The 16915-nt window shown below is 68.0% G+C and carries 17 protein-coding genes and 1 tRNA gene; 10 read left to right on the top strand and 8 right to left on the bottom strand.

Annotation, left to right across the window (positions count from 1 at the left end; all coding sequences use genetic code 11):
* The gene (gene fdnG, locus E8A49_RS21010; protein ID WP_293386188.1) at window positions 1-3090 is read right to left on the bottom strand and encodes a formate dehydrogenase-N subunit alpha; all 3090 of its coding nucleotides are present in this window, start codon (window positions 3088-3090) and stop codon (window positions 1-3) included.
* A 197-nt stretch (window positions 3091-3287) separates the two neighbouring features.
* Here fdnG and fdhD point away from each other — a divergent pair, with 197 nt between their 5' ends.
* Both fdhD and E8A49_RS21000 read left to right on the top strand, forming a co-directional pair.
* Complete coding sequence (gene fdhD / locus E8A49_RS21005; RefSeq protein WP_293386186.1) at window positions 3288-4091, top strand: formate dehydrogenase accessory sulfurtransferase FdhD; 804 nt, start codon at window positions 3288-3290, stop codon at window positions 4089-4091.
* Between the two features lie 109 nt (window positions 4092-4200).
* The gene (locus E8A49_RS21000; RefSeq protein ID WP_293386184.1) at window positions 4201-4749 is read left to right on the top strand and encodes an NTP transferase domain-containing protein; all 549 of its coding nucleotides are present in this window, start codon (window positions 4201-4203) and stop codon (window positions 4747-4749) included.
* Window positions 4750-4986: 237 nt separating this feature from the next.
* Here the strand turns inward: E8A49_RS21000 and E8A49_RS20995 are convergent.
* Window positions 4987-5062, bottom strand: a tRNA-Asn gene (locus E8A49_RS20995).
* Between the two features lie 317 nt (window positions 5063-5379).
* Between E8A49_RS20995 and E8A49_RS20990 the strand changes: the two genes are divergently transcribed.
* The gene (locus E8A49_RS20990) at window positions 5380-6807 is read left to right on the top strand and encodes a Mur ligase family protein (RefSeq protein ID WP_293386182.1); all 1428 of its coding nucleotides are present in this window, start codon (window positions 5380-5382) and stop codon (window positions 6805-6807) included.
* Here E8A49_RS20990 and E8A49_RS20985 read toward each other — a convergent pair.
* Entirely contained in the window at window positions 6804-7142 is a 339-nt protein-coding gene (locus tag E8A49_RS20985; protein ID WP_293386180.1) for a gamma-glutamylcyclotransferase, read from the bottom strand. The two genes, E8A49_RS20990 and E8A49_RS20985, sit on opposite strands and share 4 nt — an antisense overlap.
* On the bottom strand, window positions 7139-8443 hold the full coding sequence (locus E8A49_RS20980; protein WP_293386178.1) for an acyl-CoA dehydrogenase family protein: 1305 nt from the start codon (window positions 8441-8443) through the stop codon (window positions 7139-7141). Before E8A49_RS20980 ends, E8A49_RS20985 begins: the two co-directional genes overlap by 4 nt.
* Window positions 8444-8557: 114 nt before the next feature.
* On the opposite strand from E8A49_RS20980, the gene E8A49_RS20975 reads away from it, so the two are divergent.
* Window positions 8558-9556, top strand: coding sequence for a phosphotransferase family protein (locus E8A49_RS20975; protein ID WP_293386176.1), 999 nt, complete (start codon window positions 8558-8560; stop codon window positions 9554-9556).
* The gene (locus tag E8A49_RS20970) at window positions 9553-9906 is read left to right on the top strand and encodes a DUF6285 domain-containing protein (protein ID WP_293386174.1); all 354 of its coding nucleotides are present in this window, start codon (window positions 9553-9555) and stop codon (window positions 9904-9906) included. The genes E8A49_RS20975 and E8A49_RS20970 overlap by 4 nt, the downstream gene beginning before the upstream one ends.
* On the opposite strand, the gene E8A49_RS20965 is transcribed toward E8A49_RS20970, so the two are convergent.
* A complete protein-coding gene (locus tag E8A49_RS20965; RefSeq protein ID WP_293386172.1) occupies window positions 9903-10184 on the bottom strand; it encodes a hypothetical protein in 282 nt (93 codons plus the stop codon). The two genes, E8A49_RS20970 and E8A49_RS20965, sit on opposite strands and share 4 nt — an antisense overlap.
* Before the next feature lie 78 nt (window positions 10185-10262).
* Here E8A49_RS20965 and E8A49_RS20960 point away from each other — a divergent pair, with 78 nt between their 5' ends.
* From E8A49_RS20960 to E8A49_RS20945, 4 genes are all read left to right on the top strand, one after another.
* Window positions 10263-11258 carry a WYL domain-containing protein gene (locus E8A49_RS20960; RefSeq protein WP_293386170.1) on the top strand — a complete coding sequence of 332 codons (996 nt, stop codon included), beginning with the start codon at window positions 10263-10265 and terminating at the stop codon, window positions 11256-11258.
* 31 nt (window positions 11259-11289) lie between these two features.
* On the top strand, window positions 11290-11442 hold the full coding sequence (locus tag E8A49_RS20955; RefSeq protein WP_293386168.1) for a hypothetical protein: 153 nt from the start codon (window positions 11290-11292) through the stop codon (window positions 11440-11442).
* Window positions 11443-11617: 175 nt separating this feature from the next.
* Complete coding sequence (locus E8A49_RS20950) at window positions 11618-12064, top strand: response regulator (RefSeq protein ID WP_293386166.1); 447 nt, start codon at window positions 11618-11620, stop codon at window positions 12062-12064.
* Window positions 12065-12069: 5 nt separating this feature from the next.
* Window positions 12070-12786 carry a response regulator transcription factor gene (locus E8A49_RS20945; RefSeq protein ID WP_293386164.1) on the top strand — a complete coding sequence of 239 codons (717 nt, stop codon included), beginning with the start codon at window positions 12070-12072 and terminating at the stop codon, window positions 12784-12786.
* Between the two features lie 261 nt (window positions 12787-13047).
* On the opposite strand, the gene E8A49_RS20940 is transcribed toward E8A49_RS20945, so the two are convergent.
* From E8A49_RS20940 to E8A49_RS20930, 3 genes are all read right to left on the bottom strand, one after another.
* Entirely contained in the window at window positions 13048-13770 is a 723-nt protein-coding gene (locus E8A49_RS20940) for an ATP-binding protein (RefSeq protein WP_293386162.1), read from the bottom strand.
* A 180-nt stretch (window positions 13771-13950) separates the two neighbouring features.
* Window positions 13951-14568, bottom strand: coding sequence for a response regulator FixJ (gene fixJ / locus E8A49_RS20935; protein ID WP_293386160.1), 618 nt, complete (start codon window positions 14566-14568; stop codon window positions 13951-13953).
* A complete protein-coding gene (locus E8A49_RS20930) occupies window positions 14528-16114 on the bottom strand; it encodes a PAS domain-containing sensor histidine kinase (RefSeq protein WP_293386158.1) in 1587 nt (528 codons plus the stop codon). Before E8A49_RS20930 ends, fixJ begins: the two co-directional genes overlap by 41 nt.
* 127 nt (window positions 16115-16241) lie before the next feature.
* On the opposite strand from E8A49_RS20930, the gene E8A49_RS20925 reads away from it, so the two are divergent.
* Window positions 16242-16907 (top strand): adenine nucleotide alpha hydrolase, encoded by a 666-nt coding sequence (locus tag E8A49_RS20925; protein ID WP_293386156.1) that lies wholly within the window; start codon window positions 16242-16244, stop codon window positions 16905-16907.
* Window positions 16908-16915 lie beyond the last annotated feature (8 nt).

Below are 16915 nucleotides of genomic sequence, written 5' to 3'. Positions count from 1 at the left end.
TCAGTGTCCCTCCGGCGGGGTCGTCGGCTCGAGGTTCACCAGGAACGCCTTGAACTCCGGCGTCTGGGTGTTGGCGTCGCCAACGAAGGGCGTGAGCGAGTTCGGGCCGAAGCCCTTTCGCGCCGCGCCGGTGAAGCCCCAGTGCAGCGGTATGCCCACGATGTGGACCGTCTTGCCGTCGCAGATCAGCGGCTTGATCCGCTTGGTCACCACCGCCTTGGCCTTGACCGAGCCGCGCTTGGACCAGACCCGCACCCAGCCGCCGGCCGAGACGCCCTTCTCCTTGGCGAGCTGCTCGGAGATCTCCACGAAGAACTCCGGCTGCAGGGCCGAGTTCACCCGGTTATGCTTGGTCCAGTAGTGGAAGTGCTCGGTCAGGCGGTAGCTGGTGGCGGCATAGGGGAACTCCTCGGACGTGGCGAATTGGGCCAGGTCGTTGGCGAACACTCGCGCGGCCGGGTTGCCCCTGATCTTCGGATTGATCGGATTGTCGATCGGGGATTCGAACGGCTCGTAGTGGATCGGGAAGGGGCCTTCCTTCATCAGGCCGCGCGCGAACAGGCGGGAGACGCCCTCGGCGTTCATGATGAAGGGACCGACCTCCTGCGGCTTGGCGGTCGGCGCGATGTCGGGCACGTCGCCGCCGACCCACTTCGCCTGCCCGGTGTCCCATTCCAGGATCTTGCGGCTGGGATCCCAGGGCTTGCCCTCGAGATCGGCGGAGGCGCGGTTGTAGAGGATGCGCCGATTGAGCGGCCACGACCACGACCAGCCCGCATAGGTCCCCAGGCCGTCGTGATCGACGTTGTCGCGCAGGGCCATGTTGTTGCCGGCCTCGTTGAAGCAGCCGGAATAGATCCAGCAGCCGCAGGCCGTCGTGCCGTCGTCCTGCAGCTGCGAGAAGTTCAATAACTGCTTGCCTGCGGGCGTCACGACCTTGGTCTTGTCCTTCGGGTCGTGGACGTCGGCGAGGGCCCTGCCATTGATCTCGCGGGCCAGCTCCGCCGCCAGGGGCTCGCCGGGATTGGCGTAGGTCCAGGTCAGGTTGAGGATCGCGTCGGGGAACACCCCGCCTTCCTTGCGATAGAGGTCGCGCAGGCGGACGAAGATCTGGGCCATGATCCAGTTGTCGTGCTGGGCTTCGCCCGGCGGCGAGCCGGCCGGCCAGTGCCACTGCAGCCAACGGCCCGAATTGGTGAGCGAACCTTCCTCCTCGGCGAAACAGGTGGTGGGAAGCTGGATGACCTCGGTCTGGATCTTGGCGGTTTCCACGTTGTTGTAGTCGCCGTGGTTCTCCCAGAAGCGCGAGGTCTCGGTGTCCAGGGGATCCATGGTCACCAGCCACTTCAGGTTGGACAGGGACTGGGTGATCTTGGCGCGGTTGGGGAAGGCCAGCAGGGGGTTGAACCCCTGGCAGAAATAGCCGGTGACCTTGCCCTGGTGCATCAGCTCGAAGGTCTGCAGGACGTCGTAGTAGGGCTTGTCGAGCTTGGGGATGTAGTCGTAGGCCCAGTCGTTGTCCTGGGTGGCCGCATCGCCGAACAGGGCTTTCTGCAGGCTGACGACGAACTTGGGATAGTTCTGCCAGTAGCTCGTCTGGTTGGGCTTGAGCGGCTTGTACTGGCGTGTGGAGAGGTAGGTCTTGAGGTCGACCTCCGTCTCGTTGGGCATGTTGAGGTAGCCCGGCATCAGCTCCGACATCAGGCCCAGGTCGGTCAGGCCCTGGATGTTGGAGTGGCCCCTGAGCGCGTTCATGCCGCCGCCGCGGATGCCGATGTTGCCCAGGATCAGCTGGAGCATCGCCATGGCGCGGATGTTCTGGCAGCCCTTGCTGTGCTGGGTCCAACCCAGGGCGTACATCGAGGTCATCGCCTTGGCCGGCGAGGACGTCTCGGCCATCATCGCCGCGGCCTTCAGGAACTTGGCCTTCGGCGTCCCGCAGATGCGCTCGACCATCTCGGGCGTGTAGATGGCGACGTGCTCTTTCAGCAGGTTCCAGACGCAGCGCGGGTTCTGCAGTGTCGGATCGCTGACCGCGAAGCCGTCAGGTCCGATGTCGTAATCCCAGGTCGAGTGGTCGTAGGCCCGCTTGGCCGGGTCGTAGCCAGCGAACAGACCGTCCTGGTAGCCGAAGCCCTCCTTCACGACGTAGGCCGCGTTGGTGAAGTTCTTCACGTACTCCCACTGGACCTTGCCGTTCTCCATGCAGAAACGGATCACGCCGAGCAGGAAGGCGATGTCCGTCCCTTGCCGGATCGGCATGTAGAGGTCCGACACCGAGGCGGTGCGGGTGTAGCGCGGATCGATCACGATCAGCTTCGCGCCGCGATTGGCCTTGGCCTCCGTGACCCACTTAAACCCGCAGGGGTGGGCCTCGGCGGCGTTGCCGCCCATGACGACGACCAGATCCGTGTTGCGGATGTCGGTCCAGGAGTTGGTCATCGCGCCGCGACCGAACGTAGGGCCCAAACTGGACACCGTAGGTCCGTGTCAAACGCGCGCCTGGTTATCGAACGGCAGGATCCCCGCGCCGCGCACGACCTTGTAGGTCAGGTACGCGGTCTCGTTGGTGGTGGCCGAGGCGCCCAGGAAGCCGACCGTCGTCCAGCGGTTGACGGTGGCGCCGTCCTTGTTCTTGACGACGAAGTTCCTGTCGCGGTCGTCCTTCATCAGGCGCGCGATCCGGTCGAGCGCATTGTCCCAGCTCACCTGCTCGAACCTGTCCGAGCCGGGCTTGCGCACGCGCGGATGCAGCAGGCGAGTCCTCGAATGGACGAAGTCCTTCAGCGCCGCGCCCTTGGGGCAGAGCGTGCCGCGGTTGGTCGGGTGGTCCGCGTCCCCCTCGATGTGGGTGATCTCGGCCTTCTCGCCCTTCCGAAGGTCGCCCTTGGAATAGATGATCACGCCGCAGGCGACCGAGCAGTAGGGACAGGTGTTGCGGGTCTCGGTCGTCCGCGCGAGCTTGAAGGCTCGCACATGCGCCTGGATCGCCGCCTCCGCCTCGCCGAAGCCCAGGGCTCCCAGCGCCGTCCCTGCCGCCCCCGCGCCCGCAGCTTTCAAGAAGCTGCGTCGGGAGACTTCCACGTTCATCGGCAAACTCCTCCGCTGCGGGAACGGAAGCCCGTCCCTGGAAGCCGGCGCCGGTGACCTGTCGCCTCGCGGCTCAATCGCCCGGACGTCCAAGGCGGATTGTTAGACCCTATGGCGGCATCTTCAAGCTGTGATGCCCATTCGCCAGCGCACCTCGCCGCCTAGGCAAATCGCGGCGGGTTCTGGATACTGGGCCGATGGACGGCGCAACACCCTGGCCGCGACTGCGCTGGCGCGACGGCGGCGGGGAGCCCGGCGTGCGGGAGGTTCCGGACGAGACCCCGGTCGCCGTGGTCTACGATGCCTCCACCTACGCGGTGATGATGGCCACCCCGCTCGATCTCGAGGACTTCGCGCTAGGTCTCAGCCTGACCGAGGGCGTGGTGGCCTCGATCCACGACATCCGCGAGATCGAGATCGTCGAGGGCGAGCTGGGGATGGAGGCGCGGATGTGGCTCGCGCCCGGCCAACGCGAGGCGCTGGCCACTAGGCGCCGTCGCCTGGCCGGCCCCACGGGCTGCGGCCTCTGCGGCATCGACAGCCTAACGGAGGCGGCGCGCGCGCCGAGCCCGGTGACCGGCGAACTCACGCTGAGCCCGCAGGAGGTCATGGCCGCCCTGGCCGCGCTCCAGCCGGCCCAGGCGCTGGGAGGGCGCACCCGCGCGGTCCACGCGGCGGGCTTCTGGACGCCGGCGGCGAGCCTCGAGGCGGTGCGGGAGGACGTCGGCCGGCACAACGCCCTGGACAAGCTCGCCGGCGCCCTGGCGCGCGCCGGGCGGCAAGGCGCGGACGGCGCCGTGCTGCTGACCAGCCGCGTCTCGGTGGAGATGGTGCAGAAGACCGCAGTGATCGGCGCGCCGATCCTGATCGCGGTGTCCGCCCCGACCGCGCTGGCGGTGCGAACCGCGGAGGCGGCCGGCATCACCCTTGTCGCAGTCGCCCGCGCCGACGGCTTCGAGGTTTTCACCCACCCCGAACGGATCGTCTTAACTGGACCTTGAGCTTAGCTGTCGCGGCGCTTCCGGGCCTTGCCCAATCACCGTAATCTTCCAAGGCGCGCCGCTTCGAGCCAACGCCCAAGCGACGCGAGGCTCGTTGGGAGCGCGGGGAATGATCGGGGCCTTGATCCTGACAGGCGGCGCCGCGTCCAGAATGGGGCGCGACAAGGCGGAGTTGGACGTTTGCGGCAGGCGAGCCGTCGATCGGCTCCTGCAACTCTGTTTCGTCTCCGGCGCGACGGCCGTGTTCACCATCGGGGGCAAGGGCTACGGCTATCTGCACATCGACGATCCGGTCCCCTTGGGCGGGCCGGTCGGCGGCATCATTGCCGGAGCCGGAACTCTGCGTCGGCGAGGGTGCAAGACCGCCCTGGTGCTGGCGGTCGATGCGCCCACCCTGCAGTCCCAGGATCTGAAGCCCCTCTTCGATCTAGCCGAGGGCGCCGCTTACGAAGGCTACCCATTTCCCTTCGTGGCCCCGCTTGGCGGCCTGCCCGCGGATGCTCCGGCGGACTGGGCGGTCGGCCGCCTGCTCGACGCCTGGGGCGTCACCCGCTTGCCGGCACCCGTCCACGCCATCCAGCGCCTCCGCGGCGCCAATACGCCAGAGGAGTTCGAGGCTTTAGTGGAGGCGTTCAGAGGGTTGGAAGGAACCGGCTAACGACTTCCGGTATGCCTTAGAAGGCTGTGGCGTCCGCGCATCGTCGTTGAAGACCTCCGGTCTCCCACGGTCCGTCTGGCCTAAAGATCGACGGCAGCGACGGAACCGTGGCCTATCGCGTAGATCCGCTCGCGCCGTCGGTTAGCGCTCAGCAATTCAATTTTAGGACGGAAATTAGGACTCTAGTTTCGGCTGGAGATCTAGGAATATGAATTTCCTATATATTCCAGGAATCGATGGCTCCCCGAGCAGGACTCGAACCTGCGACAAGTCGGTTAACAGCCGACTGCTCTACCAGCTGAGCTATCGGGGATCAGGCCGTCGAGGGTGGGGCCTATACGCTGGCGCGCCGGTCTATGCAAGCCGGGCGGGTCGCCGCACCGGCGCGGCTGGAAAAAAGAGCCCGGCGCAAGCGCCGGGCTGGAAAAAGTCGGTGATGGTGGGGTGTCTTCAAGGAAGACAAGCGTGACCTTGGACTCGCGTGGTTAAGGGTCGATTAACAGCGTCCCGGCGCGCCAAGACATCGGTAAGGGACGCCTGCGCGGAGCGCGATTGGAGCCTGAATGGGCATGCGCTAGCCTTGTCCGGGCGGGGACGGACAGGCGAATCGGGAGCGAATCGAAGGCCGCCATGCGCATCCATTTCACCGGCGTCGCCGGAGCCGGCATGAGCGCCGCGGCGCTGATGATGCGCGAGGCGGGCCACGAGGTCTCCGGCTCCGACGAAGACGTCTTCCCGCCCATGTCGACCTATGTCGAAAGCCTGGGCTTTCCGTTCTACCGCCAGTTCGACGCCGCCAATCTGCCGGCGGGACTGGACGTCCTGGTGTTGGGCGCCAGCGCCAAGCTGGGCGGCGAGGCCAACCCCGAGGTGGCCGCGGCACGCCGCCGCGGCGCGACGGTCACCACCTTCCCGGAGCTGGTGGGCGAGACGACCTTTGGCCGCGTCAACACCGTGGTCGCCGGCTCCTTCGGCAAGTCCACCTGCACGGCGCTGATGGCCCATGTCCTGGATCGGGCCGGGCATGACGCGGGCTGGATGGTGGGCGCGATCTCGCCGTCGCTGCCGGACACCGGCCACTGGGGAAGCGCGCCCGAAATGGTGCTGGAGGGCGACGAGTACATCGTCTCGCCCACGGACCGGCGCTCGAAGTTCCTGCTGTATCACCCGCGCGACCTGCTCTTGACGTCACTGGTCCATGACCACGTCAACGTCTTCCCGACCTTCGCCGAATACGAGGCGCCGTTCCGGGAGCTGCTGCGCCTCTTGCCGCCGGATGGGCTGCTGGTGGCCCGCGAGCATCCGGCGATCCGCGCCATCGCCGAAGAAGCCGTCTGCCGCATCGCCTGGTACGACACCGGCCGCTGCCCCCATGGCGGTGAAGGGGGCTGGTGGGCCGATGAGGTGGCGTTCGGCGAGGAGAGCCGCTTTGTCCTGGTGCGTCCGGACGGCGGGCGCATCGCGCTCTCCACCCACCTCCTGGGCGCGCACAACATCGAGAACATCGTGGGCGTCGGCGCCTATCTGCTGGAGCGGGAACTGGTGAGCGAAGCCCAGCTCGCCGCGGGCGTGGCGAGCTTTGCCGGCATCCGGCGGCGCCTCGACCGGCTGACGACACGCTCGGCCGTGCCGGTGATCGAGGGCTTCGGCTCGTCCTACGAGAAGGCGCGCTCGGCCATCGAGGCCCTGCTGCTGCACTATCCGCACCGACCGCTGGTGGTGGTGTTCGAGCCGCACACCTTTTCCTGGCGCAGCGCCGACGCGCTTCCCTGGTACGACACGGTCTTCGAAGGCGTCGACCGCGTCCTGATGCTGCCGCCGCCGACCCACGGGGCGGCCACCCACCATCAGTCGAGCCTGAAGGACATCCTGCGCCGCACTGCGGCCGCCGGCGTCCCGGCGACCGGCGTGGCGACGGCGGAGGAGGCGACCCGGGCTCTCAGCGCCCTGAAGGGCGACGAGGTGGTGCTGCTGCTCTCGTCCGGCCCGCTGCTCGGCCTGCCCGGCAGCCTGCCGCCGGTGTTCGACCGCCTCTACGGCGGCCAGGCGGCGGCCTAGCCGTCCACCACGTAGATATAGGCCTCCACCGCGCCGTCCGGCCCCACGACCGTGACGGCCACGCGCCGGTAGTCCTCGCCCTCGAAGGCGTCGAGGCGCGCCCAATGGGCCGGCAGGTCCGGCGAGGTGAAGACCTGCACCCCGACTTCCGCGCCCTCCGGATCGAGCACCAGCCCCGGGAAGCCCTGGGCCGCGCCCCAGCCGGCCTGGCGCAGCGACCCGCGCACCGCGCCGGGCCGCCAGTCGCCGGCCAGCCCCGCCAGCTGGCCGTGGTTCGAGCGTCCGGGCGCCAGGGAGCCGTAGACCGCCAGCCGATGCTCCACAGTGTGGCTCAAGCCTCGATCCCCTGTTCGGCGAAAGCCCGCCGCTTGGGTCCGGCATAGCCGAACAGATAGGCGGCCACCTTGCGCATCTGGATCTCCTCGGAGCCCTCGGTGATCCGATAGCGGCGGTGATGGCGGTAGATGTGCTCGAAGGGCTTGTGCCGCGAATAGCCGATGCCGCCGTGGGTCTGCATGGCGCGGTCGGCCGCCTCGCAGACCAGACGGTTCGCCCAGTAATTGCACATGGAGACCTTGTCGGAGATCGTCCGCTCGATCTCCTTGTGGTCCATGCGGTCCATCTGCCAGGCGGTCTTGCGGATCAGCAGGCGCAGCATCTCCGCCTGGGTCGACAGCTCCACCAGCGGCCACTGGATGGCCTGGTTCTCCGCCAGCGCCTTGCCGAACGGCTTGCGCTCGCGGGCGTACTTCACGCTTTCCTCGATGCAGTAGACGGCCGCGCCGAGGGACGAGGCGGCTTGGCGGATGCGGTTCTGGTGCACGAAGCTTTGGCCGAGACTTAGGCCCTTGCCGACCTCGCCCCAATAGCTGTCCTCCGGCACCCAGACGTCGGTGAAGCTGACCCGCGGGTGGTCGGTGGGCATGTTGAAGGTCCAGAGGTACTCCTCGACCTTCACGCCTGGCGTATCGGCCGGGACGATGAAGCAGGTGATGCCGGCGGCGTCGCCATCCTTCCCCGAGGTGCGGGCGAAGACCATCACGTGGGTCGCCACGTGCATGCCGGTGGTCCACATCTTTTCGCCGCGGATCAGCCAGCCCGGCTTGCCGTCCTTGTCCTGCGGGACCGCCGTTGTCTCCATGAAGGTGGCGTCGGAGCCATGGTTGGGCTCGGTGAGGCCAAAGCCCGTGCGCAGCTGGCCGGTCAGCAGCTTGTCGGCGTCGCGCGCGTACTGGGTGTTGGTGGCGAAGGCCTTGAACATCAGGATGAAGGGGTTGTTGCCGACAATCGAGTGCTCATTCTGCAGGTCGTTGTGCAGGCCGAGGCCCTTGGCGGCCAGGTGCTCGCGGATCACCGCCAGGTCGAGCTGAGAGCCGCCGCCGCCGCCCAGCTCCTTGGGCCAGCCGTACTTCAGGTGGCCGGCCGCGTCGGCGCGTCGGCGCGCTTCGCTCAGCAGCTCTTCCCATTCCTTCTTCGGCAGGCCGCCGCGCTCCCAGTCGGTGCGCTCGTATTCCCGCCGGTGGTCGAAGTAGCGGATGTTGTCGTCCTGCGCCTCCAGCGGCTTGATCTCGCGCTCGATGAAGGCGTCGAGTTCGGCCAGATAGGCGGTCAGTTCGGGCGGCAGGTCGAAATCCACGGGCGTCCTCCAACGGCTTTTGCCGGGAGCTTAGCGCATCGCGGTCATTTACAAGCCGCTGGAACGCAGCCCTGATCGCGGGCAGGAGAGCCTGGTGTTGGGGGGTATTAAGTCATGAGCGTCGACGTGCTTGCCGTCTTGCCGGCGCTGGCCCGGCGGCTGGGGGGCGAAGACGCCGTCCTGGCCGCGGCCGAGCGGCTGTCGGGCGGGGCCAGCATGGAGACCTGGGCGTTCTCGATGGAGATCCCGGGCCAGCGCCGGCGCGACCTGATCCTGCGCCGCCGCTCCGCGCCCTTCGATCCGGATGCGTCGCGTTCCACCAGCCTGGCCGCCGAGGCCGCCCTGATCCGCGCGGTGCGCCTCCAGGGCGCGCCGGCCCCGCCGCTGGTGCACCTGTGCGACGACGAGGACGGCCTGGGCGAATGCCATGTCACTGAGCGGATCGTCGGCGAGGCGCTTGGCCGCCGCATCGTCGCCGACCCGCGCTTCGACGCCGTCCGGCCGGGGCTGGCGCGCCAATGCGGCGAGGTGCTGGCGCAGATCCACGCCACGCCGCCGCCGGCCGCCGCCGAGCTGAAGACCGCCGATTTCTTGGTCGAGCTTGGCCGCTATGAGGACATCTACCGCGCCTCGGGCGCCGAGCGACCGGTGCTGGAGCTCGCGTTCCAGCACCTGAAGGCGTCCGCGCCCGAGCCGGTCGACCTGGTGCTGCTGCACGGGGACTTCCGCAATGGCAACCTGATGATCAGCCCGGAGACCGGCGTGGCGGCGGTTCTGGACTGGGAGCTGTCGCACATCGGCGACCCGGCCGAGGACCTCGGCTGGATCTGCGTCAACTCCTGGCGGTTCGGGCGGCCCGACCGTCCGGTGGGCGGCTTCGGCGACTATGCCGACCTCCTCGCCGGTTACGAGGCCGCGGGCGGACGGCCCGTGCCGCTCCGCCGGGTCCGCGCCTGGCAGGCCCTGGGCTCACTGAAGTGGGGCGTCATGTGCCTGATGATGTACCTGAGCTGGTCCGGCGGGACGGAGGCCTCGGTGGAGCGTCCGATGATCGGCCGCCGCGTCTCCGAGACCGAGATCGACCTCATCCACCTCCTGGAGGCCGGGCTGTGATCACCCATCCGCGCACCGAGGAGCTGGCGCAGGCGGTGGCGCGCTGGGTGGACGAGCTGCGGCCCGACCTCGATCCGCGCAACGCCTTCCTGGCCCGGGTGGCCGTCAACGTCCTGGGGGTGATCGGCCGCGAGCTGACGCTGGGCCCGGCGGCCGAGGCCGCCGCGACCCAGCGGCTGGTCGTGCTGCTCGACCACGGCGGCGGCTACGCGGAGCTCAACGGCGAACTCTGCCGGCGCTTGCGCGAGGGGACGATGGATGTCGCATCGCCGGGCCTGCTGGCGGCCCTGAAAGCCAATGTCCTCGACCAACTCGCCATCGACCAGCCGAACTACCGGCACGAAGGCTAGGCCGCCTCCAGCACCCGGATGATCTGGCACTCGTCCTCATTCCACAGGACCGAGACGTTGGCGGCGCGGGCGCAGAGCTTGCCGAGCGCCTTCTTCACCTCGGGCGCGCGCAGGCGTTTTTCGCTGAGCCGCAGGAGGGTGCGGCCCGCGCCCTGGTCCTGGGCCTCGTCGTGGAAGCGCAGCACCGCGTCGACCACGGAGCCCGGCAGGGCAGGGCGTTCGAAGGCGGCCATCTCGATCGGCTTGGCCAAGCGGGAGCGGAAGCGGCGGTAGGTCATGGTCTGAACTCCGTTGCGGGTTTCAACGCGCTCAGCTCTGATTGGTCGCCACGCCAGAATCGGACGTACGAGGTCTCCATGCGCCACGAAAAGGCCGGACGGCTGCTGGAGCTGGCGCGGATGCTGGCCGCCACCGCCGAGGGCCTGACCCTCGACGAGATGGCCGAGCGTCTGGGGGTGGGCCGCCGCACCGCCGAGCGGATGCGCGACGCCGTGCGCGACGTCTTCCCGCAGATGGAGGAGGTCGACGACCCGCCCACCCGGCGTTTCCGCATCCCGGCGGGACTCGACGGCCTGTTTCAGGCTCCGACGGCCGAGGAGCTTGCGGCTGTGGCCGCGGCGGCTGAGATGTTCGCCCAGCAGGGCGCCTCGGCGCGGGCCGGGGCGCTGAAATCCCTGGAGCAGAAGGTGCTCTCGGCCACGCGCGCGGCGGCGCGGCGCAAGCTCGCCCCGGACCTGGAGGCGCTGTTGCAGGCCGAGACCATCGCCGTCCAGGCGGGGCCCCGGCCCTTCGAGGACGCAACCGTGCTGGCCGCGGTGCGCGAGGCGCTGCTGTCCCTGCGGGCCTTGCGCTTCCGCTATAAGGGCGGCGCCACGCCCGGGCGGGTGCGTCAGGTGACGCCCTTCGGTCTGCTGTTCGGCCGCTCCAACTATCTGGTGGCCGACGAAGGGCAGGGGCCGCGCAACTGGCGGCTGGACCGCATCCGCGACATCGAGGTCACCGCGCGGGCCGCCGTGCGCCCGGACGGCTTTTCCCTGCAGGACTACGCCGATCAGAGCTTCGGCATTTTCCATGACGACACCGAGGATGTGGTGCTGCGCGCCACGCCGGCGGGAGCGGAGGACGCCCTGCGCTGGCGCTTCCACGCCAACCAGTCGGTCGAACCGCAGGCGGACGGCGCGGTGATCGTGCGCTTCCGGGCCAGCGGCATGCTGGAACTGGCCTGGCATCTGTTCACCTGGGGCGACCGGATCGAGGTCCTGGCTCCGCCCGTGCTCAAGGCCACCCTCGCCGAACAGGTGGAGATCGCGCGGCGGGCCCATACGTCCGGAGCTGTCGTAGCGGGCGCCTAGAGCTTCCCCCTGTCATGCAGGAGGACCGCCGATGAGCGTTATCGCCGACTACGCCAACCTCTACGAAACCGAGATCCGCCCGCGCCGCCGGGGTCTGCGCTACCTGGGCGTGCTGGCCGTCTGGGGCGCGCTCTTCATTGTGCGGCCGAGCCTCGCCCTGGCCATCTGGCGCGAGAGGGGCTGATATCGCTCGGAATTTCGGTCGGGCGCCGCCGCGGAGGCGCCCGTTTTCCGCCTACGGAACTCTACCTACTCTACTCATACGGGAAACCACCTAGGTAAACGCCTCAGGATGATCCCAGCGAATCAACGTGGTTAAAAACATTAACCATAAGTCAATCGCTGAGAACGCCGCGCAGATGCCAAACCTTCGCCTAGTCACCGATGAGCAGCCCGACGGCCACACGGCCGCCACGGTGCTGCTGATCGACGACGATCCGGCCCTGCTGGATCTGATGGCCAAGGGCTTCATCGCCGCCGGCTACATCACGCACACCGCCGAGAACGGCCGCAAGGGCCTGCTCGCGCTGGACAGCTTTCACCCCGATCTCGTCGTCACCGACATCGTCATGCCGGAGATGGAGGGTATCGGCGCCATCCTGCAGATCAAGCGCCGGCCGACGCCGCCGAAGATCATCGCGATCTCCGGCGCGGGCCCGGGCGGGCGGCGGGATTACCTGAGTTGGGCGAAGCACCTGGGAGCCGACGAGGTCCTGGCCAAGCCCTTTCGCGTGTCGCAGATCCTGGCGATCTCCAATCGCCTGATCGGTAAGAATTCCAATCACTTAACTGGGCATGGGAGCTAAACGAGATGCATATCCTTCTGGTGGAAGACAATCCGGTTGCGGCCAAGAGCATCGAGCTGAAGCTCGTGGCCGAAGGGCACAATGTGTTCACGACCGACATGGGCGAGGACGCCATCGAACTGGCCGGCCTCTATGACTACGACCTGATGCTGCTTGACCTCGACCTGTCCGACATGGACGGCATCGAGGTGCTGCGCGCCGTCCGCCTGAAGAAGATCCGCACCCCGATCATCATCCTGACCGCCACCGGCGACATCGAGACCAAGGTCAAGACCCTGGGCGCCGGCGCCGACGACTTCATCACCAAGCCGTTCCACAAGGCCGAACTGGCCGCCCGGATCAACGCGGTGGTGCGCCGGTCGCGCGGCCACGCGGAATCGATCATCCGCACCGGGAACATCGCGCTCAACCTCGACACCCGCACCGCGGAAGTCGCCGGCGCGCCGGTCCACCTGACGCCCAGCGAGTACAAGGTGCTGGAGCTGCTGTCCCTGCGGAAGAACTCGGTGCTGACCAAGGAGATGTGTCTCAACCACCTCTACAACGGCCTGAAGGAGCCGGAGGTGAAGATCATCGACGTGTTCATCTGCAAGCTTCGCAAGAAGCTGGCCGCGGCCGCCCATGGCGCCAACCAGATCGAGACCGTCTGGGGCGGCGGCTACATGCTGCGCGACACGCCTGCCGAGTCGATGATCGAGGAACGCCAGGCGCTCGCCGCCTAGTCCCTGATAGGTCTCCCAGCCAAGAGGGCCGGACGCCAGGCGGCGTCCGGCCCTTTTGCTGTGCGGGGTGGACAGGAGATCGAGCCAAGCCACTAGGGACCGCTCATCCCGGCGAAGGCCGGGATCCAGATCTCAGGGCTCAGAAACTGACGGGATGTCCTCAGTGCGGATAGAAGCCGCGTTGGCGTCATCCCATCCGGGCCCCGGCCTCCGCCGGGACGAGCGGGGTCGAGGGAGGATGGAAGCGCCGACGCCAGCCGGTCAGGCGGCGACCGCGTCTGGCGCGGCGTCGAGCAGCGGCAGGTAGAGGGTGGCCGTCGTGCCCTGGCCCGGGCGGGACCACAGCGACAGCGCTCCGCCCGCCGAGCGGGCGAAGTCGGCCACAGAGCTCAGACCCAGGCCGGTTCCCGTCGCCTTGGTGGTGAACAGGGGATCGGTGGCGCGCGTCAGGGTCTCCGGCGACATGCCGCAGCCGGTGTCGCGCACCGAAAAGGCCGCATAGGCCCCGGCCGTGAGGCCCAGGTGGTCGGACCTGCCGACCTGCACGCGGTGGGCCTGGACGACCACACGGCCGCCCGCGGGCGTGGCGTGGCCGGCGTTCAGGCAGAGGTTGAGGAGCGCCATCTCCAGGCCGACGCGGTCGCCGGCGCAGGCGATCGCCTGGTTCGGCTCGCGGACCTCCAGGCGCACGTCCGGGGTGATGGCCTGGCGGGCGAGGCCCCGCACAGTGGCCAGGGCCTCGGCGGCGTCGATGGTGTCGGAATCGGGCGCTTGGCCCTGGGCCAGGGTGAGCGCACGGCGCAGCAGCTCCGCGCCGCGTTCGGCGGCCTCGAGGGCGATCAGGGCGAGCTTCCGCTGCTCGCTGCCTTCGGGCAGCTCTTCGGCGAGCCGCTCGTTGGCGCTGAGGATCACCCCCAGCAGATTGTTGAAATCATGGGTGAGCGCGCCGGACATCCGGTGCAGGGCGTCGAGGCGTTGCGCCACGTCGCCGGGCGCCGGATACGCTTGGCCCTCATTCGCCGGGGGAGCGGCGAGATGGGGTTTCAACACGGACTGGACGCTACTCATGGCAGGGCCGACTCAAGCATAGCCGCAGGCGAATTTCACCCGAGAGGCAATACTTAGGTAAAATCCCCTATCGCGCGATAGTCTTCGGAAAACGGTTCAGGCCGCGCCGCTGGAGAGGGTCATGCGGATCAATTCCGACAGGCTGTCGGCGCGCATCTTCGACATGACGTTGGCGCGGTAGATTTCCACCGTGCGCGGGCTGATCGCCAGGCTTGAGGCGATCAGCTTGTTGCTGGCGCCTTCCATGATCAGGTCGAGGACCTGGCGCTCGCGGGTCGTCAGGCTCTCGATGCGGCGCAGGACCCGCATGCGCCCGGCGCTCATGTCGTGGGCCTCGTCGTTCTCCTCGAGGCAGGCGCGGACCATGCGCAGGATCTGTTCGCTCTCGAAGGGCTTCTGGATGAACTCCGCGGCGCCGGCCTTCATCGCCTGCACCGCCACGGTGACGTCGGCGTGGCCGGTGATGACGATGACCGGCAGGATGCAGCCGATCTGCTTCAGGTGGCGCAGCAGTTGGACGCCGTCCATGCCGGGCATCCGCACGTCGCTGATCACGCAGCCGCGGGCGTTCGGCGACAGGGCGTCCAGGAACGCGTGAGCGGAAGAAAACCCGCTAGGGTTGAGTCCGTCCGAGCGCAGCAAAAGGACGAGCGAATCTAGCGCGGCGGCGTCGTCATCGACGACGAACACGGTCCGTTCGGACGCTGGCGTCATCACCCTTCACACTCGTCCGCGCCAGTACGAAACGAAAAGCGGCGCCTCCCAGCGGGCTGGATTCGACCCAAATCCGACCGCCGTGGTTTTCGACTATAGCGCGGCAAATCGAAAGGCCTAGCCCCATTCCGGTAGGCTTGGTGCTGGCGAGCGGTTGAAAGACCCTGCCCATAACCGCGGTATCGACCCCTGGACCACTGTCCTCGACTGTCGTCAGAAGTTTACCATCTGCATCCGGCTTGGTGGAGATTTTAATTTCTCGATCAGGGAACTTCGCCACTGCATCGATGGCGTTCCGCACCAAGTTAACCACAAGCTGTTGGATCTGGATCCGATCAGCAAGGACGACATCAGGACCTTGGTAGAGATCGTAGAATACCCTGGCGCCGGCATCACGAACCATTAACCCTATAATGAATTCGATTTCTCCTAAGATGCCGGAGAGGCTCTCGGCCTTCTGCTCCGTACCCCCACGTGTGGCCAAATCACGCATGGTCCGAATGATTTCACCGGCCCGGACAGCCTGGTCTCCGGCCCTCGAAACCGCGTCGATCAGGTCGTCGTCATCGATCTCATGATGGGCGATCAGGGTGCGGGCGGCGCGTAGGTAGTTGGCCACGGCGGACAATGGCTGGTTGAGTTCGTGCGCCAGCACCGAGGCCATCTCGCCCATGGAGTTCAGGCTCCAGACCTGGGTGAGGTGGGCCTGCAGTTCGTCGGAGCGCCGCTCGGCCTCGCGCATGGTCGACAGGTCGCGCACCGCGCCGATGAAGTAGCGCCGCCGGCCGACCCGCAGCTCGCCCAGGCGCAGCTCCATCGAGAAGGCCTCGCCGTCCTTGCGCCGACCGGTGACCATGCGCGAGGAGCCGACCACGCGCCGCTCGCCGGTCTCCACATAGCGGCGGATGTGGTTGTCGTGGCCCTGGGCGTCGGAGAGGGGCATCAGGATGGCGGCGTTGCGCCCGATCACCTCCGCGGCGGTCCAGCCGAACACGGCCTCGGCCGCGTGGCTGAAACCGATCACCACGCCTTCCTCGTCGACGACCACCGAGGCGTCGCTGGCCGCGTCCAGGCTGGCGCGCAGGATCGCGGCGCGTTCCGCCAGTTCGATCAGCTGCTGTTCCTGCCCAACGATCATGCGCCGCAGCTGGCCGCCGACCAGGGCGAAGCCCGCGCCCAGCAGCAGGAAGACCGCCGCGCGGCCGACCTGCTCGGGAAGCGTGAGCGCGGCGTAGGCGTCGGCGACGAAGGCGCCGATGGCCAGGATCACCGTGGCGCTCATCGCCGAGGGGAAACCGCCGAAGGCCGCGCAGATCAGCACCGCCGGCAGGCAGAACAGATAGACCGAATGGCTGAAGATGGGCCCGAACAGCATGTGCAGGGCCAGCGCCGCCACAGACGCCAGCAGCGCCAGGACCTGGCCCAGGAAGAAGCCGCGCAGGGAATTGCCGCCGTCGACGGGAATCGCCCTGAAGGCTGGCCACAATCTCGTCATAGGCTTCAATTCGCGGCTCGCCTCGAGCATCGCTATTCTGCGCGCGTCCATTCGTCCGGATCAATTCAGGGCAAACACCTAAGGGGCCGCGCCGGTTGTATCCGTCGGGTATCAAACATTTGCGGACGGCTTTTGAAAGGCCGCCAACCGGGGCGGGAATCGCGGGAGGCTCGGCCGCATGACAGCGGTGGTGATGTCCTGGAGCGGCGGCAAGGACGCCTGCATGGCGCTGAGCGCCCTGCAACAGACGCCTGGAACCACGGTCGCGGGCCTGCTGACCTCGGTCACCCGGGACAGCGAGCGGATCAGCATGCACGGCGTGCGCCGCGACCTGCTGGTCCGGCAGGCCACCGCCCTCGGCCTGCCGTTGCGCGAACTGGCGCTGCCGGCCTTCCCGAGCAACGCGGTCTACGAGGCCGCGCTGGGCGAGGCGCTGGCCGAGTATCGGCGCGCCGGGGTGGAGACGGTGGCCTTCGGCGACCTCTTCCTGGAGGACATCCGCGCCTATCGCGACGCGCTGATGGCCAGGCTGGGCATGACCGCCATCTATCCCGTCTGGGGCCGGGCGACGCGCGGCTTTCTCGAGGCGTTCATCGCCCAGGGCTTCAAGGCGGTGGCGGTCTGCGTCGACCTGGCCAAGCTGGATCTGAGCTTCGCGGGGCGGGCGGTCGACGTGGCCTTCCTGGCCGACCTGCCGGACGGCGTCGATCCCGCCGGCGAGAACGGAGAATTCCACACCTTCGTCTTCGACGGCCCGAACTTCCGCCAGCCGGTGGATTTCACGCTCGGTGGGCGTGAGGCGAGGGATGGCTTCGGCTTCGTCGACCTGATCCCGGCCGCCTAGGCTCGCGG

Source organism: Phenylobacterium sp. (assembly GCF_004799515.1).
In the GTDB taxonomy this organism is placed as follows: Bacteria; Pseudomonadota; Alphaproteobacteria; order Caulobacterales; family Caulobacteraceae; genus Phenylobacterium.
This window is presented reverse-complemented; position numbering and strand designations above follow the sequence as displayed.